This is a genomic window from Enterobacter sp. RHBSTW-00318, from assembly GCF_014101375.1.
Lineage (GTDB): Bacteria > Pseudomonadota > Gammaproteobacteria > Enterobacterales > Enterobacteriaceae > Enterobacter > Enterobacter ludwigii.
In genome coordinates this window covers 1,356,612-1,371,742 of the sequence record NZ_JABXQH010000001.1, presented here as the reverse complement: position 1 = coordinate 1,371,742, position 15,131 = coordinate 1,356,612, and the positions used below count along the sequence as shown (strand labels likewise).

General features: G+C 57.7%; 13 protein-coding genes and 1 riboswitch. Of the genes, 9 read left to right on the top strand and 4 right to left on the bottom strand.

From position 1 onward, the window contains the following. Positions 1-9 precede the first annotated feature (9 nt). Entirely contained in the window at positions 10-1,695 is a 1,686-nt protein-coding gene (gene hutU, locus HV157_RS06740) for a urocanate hydratase (RefSeq protein ID WP_182268364.1), read from the top strand. After that, positions 1,695-3,215: a histidine ammonia-lyase gene (hutH, locus tag HV157_RS06735; protein WP_032677716.1), complete on the top strand. Its 1,521-nt coding sequence runs from the start codon at positions 1,695-1,697 to the stop codon at positions 3,213-3,215. The genes hutU and hutH overlap by 1 nt, the downstream gene beginning before the upstream one ends. 42 nt (positions 3,216-3,257) lie before the next feature. Here hutH and HV157_RS06730 read toward each other — a convergent pair whose 3' ends face one another. Both HV157_RS06730 and bioA read right to left on the bottom strand, forming a co-directional pair. Beyond that, complete coding sequence (locus HV157_RS06730) at positions 3,258-3,734, bottom strand: kinase inhibitor (protein ID WP_014169213.1); 477 nt, start codon at positions 3,732-3,734, stop codon at positions 3,258-3,260. A 72-nt stretch (positions 3,735-3,806) separates the two neighbouring features. Continuing rightward, a complete protein-coding gene (gene bioA / locus HV157_RS06725) occupies positions 3,807-5,114 on the bottom strand; it encodes an adenosylmethionine--8-amino-7-oxononanoate transaminase (protein WP_083599643.1) in 1,308 nt (435 codons plus the stop codon). A gap of 68 nt (positions 5,115-5,182) precedes the next feature. On the opposite strand from bioA, the gene bioB reads away from it, so the two are divergent. From bioB to bioD, 4 genes are read left to right on the top strand one after another with little or no spacing between them, the layout of a single operon-like run. Then, positions 5,183-6,223 carry a biotin synthase BioB gene (bioB, locus tag HV157_RS06720; RefSeq protein ID WP_014169215.1) on the top strand — a complete coding sequence of 347 codons (1,041 nt, stop codon included), beginning with the start codon at positions 5,183-5,185 and terminating at the stop codon, positions 6,221-6,223. Beyond that, positions 6,220-7,377 carry an 8-amino-7-oxononanoate synthase gene (gene bioF, locus HV157_RS06715; protein WP_138613568.1) on the top strand — a complete coding sequence of 386 codons (1,158 nt, stop codon included), beginning with the start codon at positions 6,220-6,222 and terminating at the stop codon, positions 7,375-7,377. The genes bioB and bioF overlap by 4 nt, the downstream gene beginning before the upstream one ends. Then, entirely contained in the window at positions 7,361-8,116 is a 756-nt protein-coding gene (gene bioC, locus HV157_RS06710; RefSeq protein ID WP_032677719.1) for a malonyl-ACP O-methyltransferase BioC, read from the top strand. Before bioF ends, bioC begins: the two co-directional genes overlap by 17 nt. After that, complete coding sequence (gene bioD, locus HV157_RS06705) at positions 8,109-8,810, top strand: dethiobiotin synthase (protein WP_032670604.1); 702 nt, start codon at positions 8,109-8,111, stop codon at positions 8,808-8,810. Before bioC ends, bioD begins: the two co-directional genes overlap by 8 nt. On the opposite strand, the gene HV157_RS06700 is transcribed toward bioD, so the two are convergent. Further along, a complete protein-coding gene (locus HV157_RS06700; protein ID WP_014169219.1) occupies positions 8,773-9,495 on the bottom strand; it encodes an ATP-binding cassette domain-containing protein in 723 nt (240 codons plus the stop codon). The genes bioD and HV157_RS06700 overlap by 38 nt on opposite strands. A gap of 751 nt (positions 9,496-10,246) precedes the next feature. Here HV157_RS06700 and uvrB point away from each other — a divergent pair. Further along, the gene (gene uvrB / locus HV157_RS06695; RefSeq protein ID WP_020884934.1) at positions 10,247-12,262 is read left to right on the top strand and encodes an excinuclease ABC subunit UvrB; all 2,016 of its coding nucleotides are present in this window, start codon (positions 10,247-10,249) and stop codon (positions 12,260-12,262) included. Positions 12,263-12,347: 85 nt separating this feature from the next. On the opposite strand, the gene yvcK is transcribed toward uvrB, so the two are convergent. Continuing rightward, positions 12,348-13,256 carry a uridine diphosphate-N-acetylglucosamine-binding protein YvcK gene (gene yvcK / locus HV157_RS06690; RefSeq protein WP_020884933.1) on the bottom strand — a complete coding sequence of 303 codons (909 nt, stop codon included), beginning with the start codon at positions 13,254-13,256 and terminating at the stop codon, positions 12,348-12,350. A 226-nt stretch (positions 13,257-13,482) separates the two neighbouring features. Then, positions 13,483-13,617: riboswitch (molybdenum cofactor riboswitch) on the top strand. Between yvcK and moaA the strand changes: the two genes are divergently transcribed. Continuing rightward, on the top strand, positions 13,605-14,594 hold the full coding sequence (moaA, locus tag HV157_RS06685; RefSeq protein ID WP_063925241.1) for a GTP 3',8-cyclase MoaA: 990 nt from the start codon (positions 13,605-13,607) through the stop codon (positions 14,592-14,594). (Overlaps the previous riboswitch by 13 nt.) A 24-nt stretch (positions 14,595-14,618) precedes the next feature. Then, positions 14,619-15,131, top strand: coding sequence for a molybdenum cofactor biosynthesis protein B (gene moaB / locus HV157_RS06680; protein WP_182268365.1), 513 nt, complete (start codon positions 14,619-14,621; stop codon positions 15,129-15,131).

Below are 15,131 nucleotides of genomic sequence, written 5' to 3'. Positions count from 1 at the left end.
GAGCACACAATGTCGTCAGGTAAATACCGCCAGCAGGATGTCCGCGCCGCGCGCGGCACCACACTTACCGCCAAAAGCTGGCTCACCGAAGCCCCGCTGCGCATGTTGATGAATAACCTCGATCCTGAGGTCGCGGAGAACCCCCACGAGCTGGTGGTGTATGGCGGCATAGGCCGCGCCGCGCGCAACTGGGAGTGCTATGACGCGATTGTTGAATCCCTGACTCATCTGGAACATGACGAAACCCTGCTGGTGCAATCCGGCAAACCGGTCGGCGTGTTCAAAACCCACAAGAATGCACCGCGCGTGCTGATCGCCAACTCTAACCTTGTCCCGCACTGGGCGACCTGGGAACACTTTAACGAGCTGGACGCCAAAGGGCTGGCGATGTATGGCCAGATGACGGCGGGAAGCTGGATCTACATCGGCAGTCAGGGGATTGTGCAGGGCACCTACGAAACCTTCGTGGAAGCCGGTCGTCAGCACTATAACGGTTCGCTGAAAGGTCGCTGGGTACTGACCGCTGGTCTGGGGGGAATGGGGGGCGCACAGCCGCTGGCCGCGACCCTTGCCGGTGCCTGCTCCCTGAACATTGAATGTCAGCAGAGCCGCATTGATTTCCGACTGCGTACCCGTTACGTCGATGAACAGGCTGAAAACCTGGATGACGCGCTGGCACGCATCAAAAAATACACGTCAGAAGGCAAAGCGATGTCGATTGCGCTCTGCGGCAACGCGGCTGACATTCTCCCTGAACTGGTGGCCCGTGGCGTACGCCCGGATCTCGTCACCGACCAGACCAGCGCGCACGACCCCCTTCACGGCTACCTGCCATCGGGCTGGACGTGGGAAGCGTACCAGCAAAACGCCGAAAGTGACCCGGAAGGCACGGTGCTCGCCGCTAAACGTTCCATGGCGGAGCACGTGAACGCCATGCTGGCCTTTAGCCAGATGGGCATTCCGACATTTGATTACGGCAACAATATTCGCCAGATGGCGAAAGAGATGGGCGTGAGTAACGCCTTCGACTTCCCGGGGTTTGTGCCTGCCTATATTCGTCCGCTGTTCTGTCGCGGTATTGGTCCGTTCCGCTGGGTGGCCCTGTCCGGCGACCCGGAAGATATCTACACAACCGACGCCAAAGTGAAGGAGATCGTCGCCGACGACGAACATCTGCATCACTGGCTGGATATGGCTCGCGAGCGCATTAACTTCCAGGGCTTGCCGGCGCGGATCTGCTGGGTCGGGCTGGAGTGGCGACAAAAACTGGGTCTGGCCTTTAACGAAATGGTGCGCAGCGGTGAAGTCTCCGCGCCGATTGTTATCGGACGCGACCATCTCGACTCGGGCTCTGTTGCCAGCCCGAACCGTGAAACCGAAGCCATGCGCGACGGCTCCGATGCCGTTTCCGACTGGCCACTGCTGAATGCCTTACTGAATACCGCCAGCGGGGCGACCTGGGTGTCGCTGCATCACGGTGGTGGCGTAGGAATGGGCTTCTCCCAGCACTCGGGAATGGTCATCGTGTGTGATGGTACGGATGAAGCGGCAGCGCGTATCGCTCGCGTGCTGCATAACGACCCGGCAACCGGCGTAATGCGCCACGCGGATGCCGGTTACGAGATTGCGATTGAATGTGCCAAAGAGCAGGGCCTGAACCTGCCGATGATCCCTGCCACACAAGGAAAGCATTAATGAACGCCTTAACCCTCACTCCCGGCTCACTGACGCTCAAACAGCTGCGTAACGTCTGGCGTCAACCGGTCACGCTCTCACTTGATGAAAGCGCCCACGCCGCGATTAACGACAGCGTTGCCTGCGTTGAAGCCATTATTGCCGAAGGACGTACCGCCTACGGCATCAACACCGGATTTGGTCTGCTGGCGCAGACGCGTATCGCCACGCACGATCTGGAAAATTTACAGCGCTCGCTGGTGCTTTCGCATGCGGCGGGTGTCGGTCAACCGCTGGATGATGACATTGTCCGCCTGATGATGGTGCTCAAAATCAACAGTCTGGCACGTGGGTTCTCCGGAATTCGCCTCAGCGTGATCGAGGCGCTGATGGCGCTGGTGAATGCGGAAGTCTATCCGTGGATCCCGGCAAAAGGTTCCGTCGGTGCATCCGGCGATCTTGCGCCGCTGGCCCATATGTCGCTGCTGCTGCTCGGTGAAGGTCAGGCTCGCTGGAAGGGCGAGTGGCTCCCTGCGAAAGAGGCGCTGAAAAAAGCCGGGTTAACCCCGATAACGCTGGCGGCGAAAGAAGGGCTGGCGCTGCTTAACGGGACCCAGGCCTCGACGGCGTTTGCGTTGCGTGGTCTGTTTGAAGCCGAGGATCTTTTCGCCTCCGCGGTCGTGTGCGGTGCGCTGACCACCGAGGCGGTACTTGGCTCACGTCGTCCGTTTGACGCCCGTATCCACGAGGTGCGCGGCCAGCGCGGGCAGATTGACGCCGCGGCGATGTACCGTCACCTGCTGACCGAGACCAGCGATATTGCAGACTCTCACCATAACTGTGACAAGGTACAGGATCCGTATTCGCTTCGCTGTCAGCCCCAGGTGATGGGAGCCTGTCTGACGCAGCTGCGCCACGCGGCAGAAGTGCTGCTGGTGGAGGCGAATGCGGTGTCTGATAACCCGCTGGTGTTCGCTCAGGAAAACGAAGTGGTCTCCGGGGGAAATTTCCACGCCGAGCCTGTGGCGATGGTGGCGGATAATATCGCGCTGGCGATTGCGGAAGTGGGGGCCTTATCCGAACGTCGCATCGCGCTGATGATGGATAAACATATGTCCCAGCTGCCGCCGTTTCTGGTCCGCAACGGCGGGGTCAACTCCGGATTTATGATTGCCCAGGTGACGGCCGCGGCGCTGGCGAGCGAGAACAAGGCCCTGTCGCATCCGCACAGCGTGGACAGTCTGCCAACGTCAGCGAACCAGGAGGATCATGTCTCGATGGCCCCGGCCGCTGGACGTCGTCTGTGGGAGATGGCCGCCAACACCCGTGGCGTGCTGGCGGTGGAATGGCTGGCCGCATGTCAGGGCGTTGATCTGCGTGAAGGTCTGAAGTCCAGCCCGCTGCTGGAACAGGCGCGTCATCTGCTGCGTGAACAGGTCGCGCATTACGATGATGACCGTTTCTTTGCGCCGGATATTGATAAAGCGATCGCGCTGCTGGAGAAGGGAAGCCTGGTGGGCTTACTGCCTTCGGTGCTCTAAGATTTGCCCGGTGGCCCGGACACGTACAGGCCACCGGTTTTTTTACGAATACATCGCCGTGATCGATGCGCTGCCCAGCGAATGAAAATGGACGTTAAAGCCGACCATTGCGCCACTCGCGCCCTCATCCACCTCAATCTTGTCCACATCCAGCGCGTGAACCGTGAAGATATAGCGGTGCGTTTCCCCTTTTGGCGGCGCGGCGCCACCGTAACCCGCTTTGCCAAAATCGGTTCGGGTCTGGATAGCGCCTTCAGGCAGCGCCACCAGGTCAGAGCCGGAACCTTGCGGCAGAACGCGCGTATCCGCAGGCAGGTTCGCCACTATCCAGTGCCACCACCCTGAGCCTGTAGGGGCATCCGGGTCATAGCAGGTGACAACAAAGCTTTTGGTTCCCGCCGGAACATCGTCCCACGCCAGATGCGGAGAGATATTATCCCCCTGATAACCCATGCCGTTAAAAACGTGGCGTTCAGGCAGTTTTTCCCCGTCGCGCAGATCTTTACTGATGATTTTCATACGATTTACCTCGGTACCCGATTATGCAAAAAGTGTAATGCATAAACAGAGTACCGACGTTAACGCTCAGGGTTAAATCGCAAAATGTGCGGGAATGTTAACGGCGTCAACTACCGCAGCCGTTAACTGACGTAGCTGAGCCGGCGAGATAACATAAGGCGGCATCAGATAGATAAGCTTGCCGAAAGGACGCACCCACACTCCCCGTTCCACGAAGAAACGCTGCAGCGCCGCCATGTTAACCGGATGGGTGGTCTCAATCACGCCGATGGCACCCAGCACGCGCACATCCGCCACGAATTCAGCCGCTGACGCTGCGCTCAGCTCCTGGCGAAGCTGCGCTTCAATCGTCGCGACCTGCGTTTGCCACTCGCCGCTCTCGAGAATGGCCAGGCTTTCGCTCGCCACCGCGCAGGCCAGCGGGTTGCCCATAAACGTCGGGCCGTGCATAAAGCAGCCCGCGTCGCCGTCGCTGATGGTGTCGGCAACGTGGCGCGTTGTCAGCGTGGCGGACAACGTCATGGTGCCGCCGGTCAGCGCTTTACCCAGACACAGAATATCCGGTGCGATCCCCGCATGCTCGCAGGCGAACAGCTTGCCGGAGCGGCCAAAGCCGGTGGCGATCTCATCGGCAATCAGCAGAATGCCCTCGCGATCGCACATCTTACGAATGCGCGTCAGCCATGCCGGGTGGTACATCCGCATCCCGCCTGCACCCTGCACAACCGGCTCAAGAATAACGGCGGCAATCTCATGGCGGTGGGCAGCCATCAGCCGCGCAAAACCGACCATGTCCATTTCATCCCACTCCCCGTCAAAACGGCTTTGCGGTGCCGGGGCAAAGAGGTTCTCTGGCAGATAGCCCTTCCACAGGCTGTGCATGGAGTTATCCGGATCGCACACCGACATCGCGCCGAACGTGTCGCCGTGATAGCCGTTGCGGAAGGTGAGGAACCGCTGGCGGGTCTCACCTCTGGCGTGCCAGTACTGCAGCGCCATTTTCATCGCCACTTCCACGGCAACAGAGCCGGAATCTGCAAGGAAAACGCACTCCAGCGGGGCCGGGGTCATCGCGACCAGACGCCGGCACAGGTCAACCGCAGGCTGATGGGTGATACCGCCAAACATCACGTGCGACATCTGGTCAATCTGCGCTTTCATCGCCGCATTCAGACGCGGGTGGTTATACCCGTGAATAGCCGCCCACCAGGATGACATGCCGTCCACAAGCGACTCACCGCTGCTCAGGGTCAGTTCGCACCCGTGAGCCGAGGCGACCGGGTAAACGGGGAGGGGGCGGGTAGTGGAGGTGTAAGGGTGCCAGATATGCTGCTTGTCGAAGGCGAGATCGTCCTGGGTCATAATCGACTTGTAAACCATTTTGAAAAGTTTTAGGTTTACGAGTATAAACCGATCTGAAAATTAACAAAACCCTTTGGAGAAGCCCCATGGCTCACCACGCACGCTGGACGATGTCGCAAGTTACTGAATTATTCAATAAACCTTTCCTTGAGCTGATGTTTGAAGCCCAACAGGTGCATCGTCAGCACTTCGATCCACGCCATGTGCAGGTCAGTACGCTGCTGTCGATCAAGACCGGCGCATGCCCAGAAGATTGCAAATACTGCCCGCAGAGTGCGCGCTATAAAACCGGGCTTGAATCTGAACGTCTGATGGAAGTGGAGCAGGTGCTCGACTCTGCCCGTAAGGCGAAAAATGCAGGCTCAACCCGATTCTGTATGGGCGCGGCATGGAAAAACCCGCACGATCGCGACATGCCGTATCTGGAGCAGATGGTGAAAGGGGTGAAAGAGATGGGGCTGGAAGCCTGCATGACCCTTGGCACGCTGAACGAAGAGCAGGCGCAACGCCTTTCCGCAGCAGGGCTGGATTACTACAACCACAACCTCGACACCTCCCCTGAATTTTACGGCAATATCATCACCACGCGGACCTATCAGGAGCGTCTCGACACGCTGGATAAAGTGCGTGACGCCGGCATCAAAGTCTGTTCCGGCGGGATTGTGGGACTGGGCGAAACGGTGAAAGACCGTGCGGGTCTTCTGCTGCAGCTGGCGAACCTGCCCACACCGCCGGAGAGCGTGCCGATCAACATGCTGGTGAAAGTTAAAGGTACGCCACTGGCGGATAACGAAGACGTGGATGCATTTGATTTTATCCGCACCATTGCGGTGGCGCGAATCATGATGCCAACCTCCTACGTGCGCCTCTCGGCGGGTCGTGAACAGATGAGCGAACAGACGCAGGCGATGTGCTTTATGGCCGGGGCCAACTCCATCTTCTACGGCTGCAAACTGCTGACCACCCCGAACCCGGAAGAGGATAAAGACGTCCAGTTGTTCCGCAAGCTGGGGCTGAACCCGCATCAGACCGACGTCCTGACGGGGGATAACGAGCAACAGCAGCAGCTGGAGCAGCAGATTTTCAACGCCGATACTGACCAGTTCTACAACGCGGCAACCGTATGACCTGGCAGGCACGTATCCATTCTGCGCTCGAAGAACGGCGGGCGGCAGATGCCTTTCGCGTTCGCAACGTGGTAGAAAACGGCGCAGGCCGTTTTCTCACCCGCGAGGGCCGGCAGTTTTGCAATTTCTCCAGCAATGATTATCTCGGGCTGAGCCAGCACCCGGCAATCGTCCGCGCCTGGCAACAGGGGGCGGAGCGGTTTGGCGTCGGCAGCGGCGGTTCGGGGCATGTCAGCGGCTACACCACGGCGCATCAGGCGCTGGAGGAGGCCCTTGCCGACTGGCTGGGGTATCCGCGTGCGTTGCTGTTCATTTCAGGTTTTGCCGCCAACCAGGCGGTCATCACCGCGCTAATGGGCAAGGACGACCGCATTGTTGCCGACCGCTTAAGTCACGCCTCGCTGCTGGAAGCGGCAAGTTTAAGCCCTGCGCAGCTCCGCCGCTTTTCCCATAACGATGCGGCTCAGCTTGCTGGTCTGCTCGATAAGCCCTGCACCGGACAGCAGCTGGTGGTCACAGAAGGGGTGTTCAGCATGGACGGCGACAGCGCACCGCTGCGTCCGCTGCATGAGACGGCGCAGCGACAAAACGCCTGGCTGCTGGTTGATGATGCGCATGGTATTGGCGTGATGGGTGAGGAAGGGCGCGGTAGCATCCATCAGCAAAACGTGAAGCCGGAACTGCTGGTGGTGACTTTCGGGAAAGGTTTTGGCGTGAGCGGGGCGGCTGTGTTGTGCAGCGAGTCTGTCGCCGACTATCTGCTGCAGTTCGCCCGTCATCTCATTTACAGCACCAGTATGCCGCCCGCACAGGCCGTGGCGCTGTCTGCATCACTGGCGGTGATCCGCAGCGCTGAAGGTGCGGAACGACGGGCGCGTCTGGCGGAACATATCCGGCGTTTTCGCCAGGGGTTACGCCATCTCCCGTTCCAGAGCACCGATTCGCAGAGCGCAATCCAGCCGGTGATGGTGGGGGAAAACGGTCAGGCTCTCACGCTGGCGCAGACGCTTCGCGAGCGGGGGATATGGGTGACGGCTATTCGTCCACCAACCGTACCGCCCGGCACTGCCCGACTGCGTCTGACGCTCACGGCGGCGCACGAAGCAGAGGATATCGAGGCACTTCTGGAGGCGCTGCATGACACCCGTGAATAAACAGGCGATCGCGGCGGCATTTGGCCGGGCCGCGCGCAGCTATTCGCAGCACGATGAACTCCAGCGTCAGAGCGCGCAGGGTCTGCTTGCTTTACTCAACGAGACCCGGTTCCCTCAGGTGCTGGACGCCGGGTGTGGGCCGGGTGCCAATAGCCGACACTGGCGTGCGGCCGGCAGCGAGGTGACGGCTATCGATCTGTCGCCCGATATGCTCGAGGAGGCCCGTCAGCAGCAGGCCGCGCACCACTATCTGGTTGCCGATATTGAGTCCATTCCGCTGCCGGATGCGCGGTTTGATCTGGTCTGGAGCCATCTGGCGGTACAGTGGTGCAGTAGTCTCCCGCAGGCATTAAACGAGCTTTATCGCGTGGCACGCCCGGGCGGATGCGTGGCCTTCACCACGCTGCTGGAAAGCTCTTTACCGGAGCTCAATCAGGCGTGGAAAGCGGTGGATGAACAACCTCACGCTAACCGTTTTTTGCCGCACGAGCAGGTCATCCACGCGCTGGCGGGATGGCGCTATCGCTGCGCTGAGCAGACCATTACGCTGAATTTCGACGATGCCTTCAGCGCCATGCGCTCCCTGAAGGGCATTGGCGCGACCCATCTGCATGCGGGGCGTGAAAAGAAACCTCTTACCCGCGGCCAGTTGCAGCGTCTGGAGCTGGCGTGGCCGCAGCAGCGGGGGCAGTTCCCGCTCTCATATCAACTTTTTCATGGGATTATTGAACGTGACTGAACGTTATTTTGTCACCGGAACAGATACCGAAGTGGGCAAGACGGTTGCCAGCTCAGCGCTGCTGCAGGCGGCGCGCATGCAGGGAAAAACCACCGCCGGATATAAGCCTGTCGCCTCCGGCAGCGAGATGACGGCGCACGGGTTACGCAATACCGACGCGCTGGCGCTCCAGCGTAACAGCACGCTTGAACTTGCCTATTCAGCGGTGAATCCGTACACCTTTGCCGAGCCCACCTCGCCGCATATTATCAGCGCCGATGAAGGTCGCCCGATTGATTTTGCCGTGCTTTCTGCCGGGTTACGCGCCCTTGAACGCCAGGCTGACTGGGTGCTGGTGGAGGGCGCCGGTGGCTGGTTTACGCCACTTTCGGCGGACCAGACCTTTGCTGACTGGGTGCAAATCGAGCAGCTGCCGGTAATTCTGGTGGTAGGGGTCAAACTCGGCTGTATCAACCATGCGATGCTGACTGCCCAGGCCGTTCAGCAGGCCGGGCTGCGCCTGGCCGGCTGGATAGCCAACGACGTGGTTGCGCCGGGCAGGCGACATCAGGAGTATCTGGCAACGCTGAAGCGGGTGCTTCCTGCGCCGTTTCTTGGGGAGATCCCGTGGCTGGCTGACACGGCCGGGTGCGCTGAAACCGGGCATTACCTCGATCTCAGCGTCTTGCCTCCAGCGACATCCAGTGGGCGATAAGCTCGTCATCCAGCTCGTTAACGTGGCCCTGGGCCACGTTACGCCCGCGATACAGCATGCAAAAGCGCTCCGCGACCCGGCGGATAAACGACAGCTGCTGCTCAGCTAACAACACCGTCATTCCCAGTTCCCGGTTTAACCGCACCAGCAGCTGGCTCAGCTTCTGGGCGAAGCTGTGGCCCGCGCCATGCATCGGTTCATCCAGAATCAGCATCCGCGGACGGATGACCAGCGCATTGGCCAGCGCCAGCTGATACTGGTCGTCTGGCGAAAGCGTGTTGGCCCGGGTTTGTCGCAGCGCATAGAGTTCCGGAAAGAGGTCGTAAACGTCACTTTTCGCTTCAGGGTCAGGCTTCCCTGTCGCCCGCATGGCGATATGCAGATTTTCATCAATGGTTAACTGGGAGAAAATCCGCCTGTCCTGCGGGACATAGCCTATTCCCGGACCAGCGAAGGGTTCTGGCGTCTGGCTAAGCAAATCTCGCGGCGGTGCACCGGCTTCGTGCCAGATGATGGTGCCGCTGTCGACAGGCACTTTCCCGGCGATGCAATTCATCAGGGTCGTTTTGCCCATCCCCGGCAGGCCAACAACGCCTGTACACATGCCTTTGGGAAAATCTAAATCCACGTTCCATAGCGTATGTTGGCTTCCGTAAAACTGGTTAACTGCACGCAGACTCAACATCTTTCTCTCCTTAAAAATCTGTGTGGATGAGGCTCATTGTGGGATGTGCAAAACTCCTGCCAGAAACCCTAAATTGATTAAAAAAGAGACTTTTTTAGGAATTTGTCCTGGATAAGCGGTGTGTGATTACCCCCTTTGCACATCCGCGGTGCCGGACGTGATGAGTTGTGGTGCAGGGTTAAAATGGTGGAAATGTGAGCAAGATCGCATCGGTTGGTTATGAATGACACAACTGTTTATCAGCAAAAAATAGCTATAAAAAATTTTTGCTGCCGTTTCGTGGGAAAAGTCGGGAATTTGCTGAGCGGCGGTCTGCACGGGCTGGAAGCAGTTATCCACTATTCCTGTGGATAACCATGTGCATTAGAGTTAGAAAACACGCGATAAGCGAGAGAAGACGCGGGTTACGACCAAATTGGCGCGAAACGCGGCTTTAGAAAATATCGCTTAATATTTAATTGGTTAGATAAAAGCAATTGCCGTAATGAAAGTGTCACCTGTTGCCATAAAACTATCATTACCTGGCTTGACAAATGTTAAAAAAGAAAAAGTTCTGGGGATAACCCGTCCTGACTGGTGTTTTATGTTGTCACGGTCCAAATTTTGACCGCTATCGCGCTAATCACCCTGCCGGTACTCTAAATATCCTGACATGCTACTGGTTTTTCATCCAGTGTTTTTTACTGGCATTCCTGGCAGCAACGAGTAAAATTACTCACCTGCCGCTTATAACGTCATCAGGTTGTCGCCCATGAGTAAACCGTTCAAATTGAATTCTGCATTCCGTCCTTCCGGCGATCAGCCTGAGGCGATCCGACGTCTCGAAGAGGGGCTGGAAGATGGGCTGGCGCACCAGACGCTGCTGGGGGTAACCGGTTCGGGCAAAACGTTTACCATTGCCAACGTTATCGCCGATCTGCAGCGCCCCACGATGGTGCTGGCCCCAAACAAAACCCTGGCCGCTCAGCTTTACGGCGAGATGAAAGAGTTCTTCCCGGATAACGCCGTGGAATATTTTGTCTCCTACTACGATTACTACCAGCCTGAAGCGTATGTCCCGAGCTCTGACACCTTCATTGAGAAAGATGCCTCGGTGAACGAACACATTGAGCAGATGCGTCTGTCGGCGACGAAGGCGCTCCTTGAGCGTCGCGATGTGGTGGTGGTGGCGTCAGTGTCGGCTATCTACGGTCTGGGCGATCCGGATCTCTATCTCAAGATGATGCTGCACCTGACCCAGGGGATGATCATCGATCAGCGCGCTATTTTACGCCGTCTGACAGAGCTGCAGTACACCCGTAACGATCAGGCATTCCAGCGCGGTACCTTCCGCGTGCGCGGCGAGGTGATTGATATCTTCCCGGCAGAGTCGGACGATATCGCCCTGCGCGTTGAGCTGTTTGACGAAGAAGTTGAACGCCTGTCGCTTTTTGACCCGCTGACCGGCCACGTCGAGTCGGTTGTTCAGCGCTATACCATCTACCCGAAAACGCACTACGTGACGCCACGCGAGCGTATCGTGCAGGCGATGGAAGAGATCAAAGTTGAACTGGCAGACCGCCGTAAGGTGCTTCTGGCGAATAATAAGCTGCTGGAAGAGCAACGCCTGAGCCAGCGCACCCAGTTTGACCTGGAGATGATGAACGAGCTGGGCTACTGCTCCGGTATCGAAAACTACTCACGTTTCCTCTCCGGGCGTGGTCCGGGCGAGCCACCGCCGACGCTGTTTGATTATCTGCCGGCAGACGGTCTGCTGGTGATCGACGAATCTCACGTGACTATCCCGCAAATTGGCGGGATGTATCGCGGTGACCGGGCGCGTAAAGAGACGCTGGTGGAGTATGGTTTCCGTCTGCCATCGGCGCTGGATAACCGTCCCATGAAGTTTGAAGAATTTGAGGCGCTGGCACCGCAAACCATCTACGTCTCGGCTACGCCGGGCAACTACGAGCTTGAAAAATCGGGCGATGAGGTGGTTGACCAGGTGGTGCGTCCGACCGGGCTGCTGGATCCGATTATCGAGGTGCGTCCGGTCGCCACTCAGGTTGACGATCTGCTGTCAGAAATCCGTATCCGCGCGGCCATCAACGAGCGTGTGCTGGTAACGACGTTGACCAAGCGTATGGCGGAAGATCTCACCGAGTATCTTGAGGAGCACGGTGAGCGGGTGCGTTACCTGCACTCGGATATCGATACCGTCGAGCGTATGGAGATCATCCGCGACCTGCGTCTGGGCGAGTTTGACGTGCTGGTGGGTATCAACCTGCTGCGAGAAGGCCTGGATATGCCAGAAGTCTCGCTGGTGGCGATTCTGGATGCCGACAAAGAGGGCTTCCTGCGCTCTGAACGCTCCCTGATCCAGACCATTGGCCGTGCCGCGCGTAACGTTAACGGTAAAGCGATCCTTTACGGTGACAAAATTACCCCGTCAATGGCGAAAGCAATTGGCGAAACGGAGCGTCGTCGTGAGAAACAGCAGCGTTACAACGAAGAGCACGGTATTACGCCGCAGGGCCTGAACAAGAAAGTGGTGGATATTCTGGCGCTGGGTCAGAACATTGCGAAGACCAAAGCGAAAGGGCGCGGGAAGGCGCGTTCAGTGGTTGAGCCGGATACCGTCGAGCTGACGCCAAAAGCGCTGCAGCAGAAAATCCACGAACTGGAAGGGCAGATGATGCAGCATGCGCAGAACCTCGAATTCGAAGAGGCCGCCCAAATCCGCGACCAGCTGCATCAGCTGCGCGATCTGTTTATCGCCGCCTCCTAGGTAAAAGCAAAATGACAGCCGCAGGCTATCATTTTTTTAGTGGTTGCACTCTCCCGTGGGAGAGTGGTCGGGTGAAGGCTAATCTCTATCCCAGGTCCTGAATCGCCTTCTCCAGCGCTTCACGCAGCAGGTGACGGTCGTGGCGATATTTGATATCGCTCGCTTCCAGCGGCTCCTGCACCACCACGCGATCGCCAATTCCTGATACATCAACTTTCGGGCCGACCACTACGCCATCGATGATTTTCTTCCCGACGTACTGCTCCATCAAATTCAGTTTGTCCGCCAGCGACAGGCTGGCCGCCGCCGGGCTCAGCTCACGGCCTAAATTGCCGATGTAAACCATGGGGGCGGGCGTTCTGCGCAGGGCCTGTGCCAGCTCTTTGACCAGTAAAATGGGCATCAGACTGGTGTAAAAACTGCCCGGCCCAATCAAAATCAAATCCGCTTCGCCGATGGCCTCAATGGCTTCACGCGTGGCGGGCACGCTTGGGTAGGTCATCAGCTCTTTTGGCGGCACGGTAAGCTGGTCGATGTTTACTTCGCCATAAACCTCGTGCCCTTCCGCATCGATCGCCATTAAATCGACCGGTTGTTCGGACATTGGGATCAGGAACGCGTCAACCTTGAGCAGGTTTCGGATCAAATTGATGGCTTCCAGCGGGCGCACTGACAGGTGATCCAGCGCTTTAAGCATCAAATTTCCAAGGTTATGGCCGGAAAGTTCGCCGTTACCCCCAAAACGGTACTCAAACATCGCCGAAGCGACGCTCGGCTCGGTAATTAGCTGGTTCAGACAATTACGCATATCGCCCCAGGCGATACCCCCTTCCGCGCGTCGAATACGCCCGGTGGAGCCGCCATTATCCGTGGTTGTCACTATCCCTGTCAGCCTTGAGCCAAGTGAAGACAGAGAAGACATCACTCGCCCCAGACCATGGCCTCCGCCAAGAGCGACAACACGGTCAAGATCCGCAAAAGTGCGATTGCGCATACACATTCCTTATCACGTTCGATCTGCGTAACACTACCCTAACTACCCCTAAAAGACGATGCCTCACCCGGCGCAAAATGACGTATATCAATGTGAATATGCTGTTTTTAGGTATTCTGTAGCGAAAATACACGATTATGTCGTTATGTATATGGTTATATAGCGTTAAGTGATAATGGCGAAGGGAAGATTTCCGCGCTACTATCGCCATAACCACGTTTTCAAATTTGAAAACATACACTCGAGCCCTGGCGCCTGTGTCGAAAGATATGGCGTCCTGGCCGTGGCGAATATGCCACCAGGGTACAGAAAGAAATGACTGTGCCTCCCGTCTCTGGAAAGGTGTACATGGCTTCACAACTTACTGATGCATTCGCGCGTAAGTTTTTTTACTTACGTCTGTCGATTACCGATGTGTGCAACTTCCGTTGCACCTACTGCCTGCCCGATGGCTACAAACCGGGCAGCGTCACCAATAACGGCTTTCTCTCCGTGGACGAAGTGCGCCGCGTCACGCGCGCATTCTCTGAACTCGGCACGGAAAAGGTCCGCCTGACCGGAGGGGAACCCTCTCTGCGTCGTGATTTCCCCGATATCATTGCTGCGGTGCGTGAGAACGATCGTATCCGTCAGATTGCGGTCACCACCAACGGGTACCGCATGGCTCGCGACGTTGCGGCCTGGCGCGACGCGGGCTTAACCGCCATCAACGTCAGCGTGGACAGCCTCGATGCCCGCCAGTTTCATGCCATTACCGGCCAGGATAAATTCCGCCAGGTGATGGATGGGATTGACGCGGCGTTCAGTGCCGGGTTCCAGAAGGTCAAAGTCAATACGGTGCTAATGCGTGACGTCAACCATCACCAGCTTGATACCTTCCTGGCGTGGATCAAATCCCGCCCCATCCAGTTGCGTTTTATCGAGCTGATGGAAACCGGCGAGGGCAGTGAGCTGTTCCGTCGGCATCACATCTCCGGGATGGTGTTGCGTGATGAGCTGCTGAAACGCGGCTGGATCCACCAGATTCGTCAGCGCAGCGACGGCCCGGCGCAGGTTTTTTGTCACCCGGATTACGAAGGGGAAATCGGGCTTATCATGCCGTATGAGAAAGACTTTTGTGCCAGCTGTAACCGTCTTCGCGTCTCCTCCGTTGGTAAGCTGCATCTGTGCCTGTTCGGGGATGGCGGTGTCGACCTTCGCGATCTGCTGGCGGACGACGCCCAACAGGCCGCGCTTGAAGCGCGGATTTCTGAAGCTCTGACGCACAAAAAACAGACCCACTTCCTGCATCAGGGCAACACCGGCATTACTCAGAACCTGTCCTACATTGGCGGGTAATCAGGCTTAAGAAGGAACCAGAAGATGAGCCAGGTTAGCGCGGAATTTATCCCGACACGCATTGCTATTCTTACCGTTTCCGACCGCCGCGGTGAAGAGGATGACACCTCCGGCCACTGGCTGCGCGATGCGGCACATGATGCCGGGCACAGTATTGTTGATAAGGCGATCGTGAAAGAGAACCGTTATGCCATTCGTGCCAAGGTCTCTCAGTGGATTGCCAGCGATGAGGTGCAGGTGGTGCTGATCACCGGTGGCACCGGCTTTACCACAGGCGACCAGGCTCCCGAGGCGCTCGTCCCGCTGTTTGACCGGGAAGTGGAAGGCTTTGGTGAAGTGTTCCGCATGCTCTCGTTTGAAGAGATTGGCACCTCCACGCTGCAGTCGCGTGCGGTGGCCGGTGTGGCGAACGGCACGTTGATTTTTGCCATGCCCGGCTCGACAAAAGCGTGTCGCACCGCGTGGGAAAATATTATTGCGCCGCAGCTGGATGCCCGTACTCGTCCGTGTAATTTCCATCCCCATTTAAAGAAATAA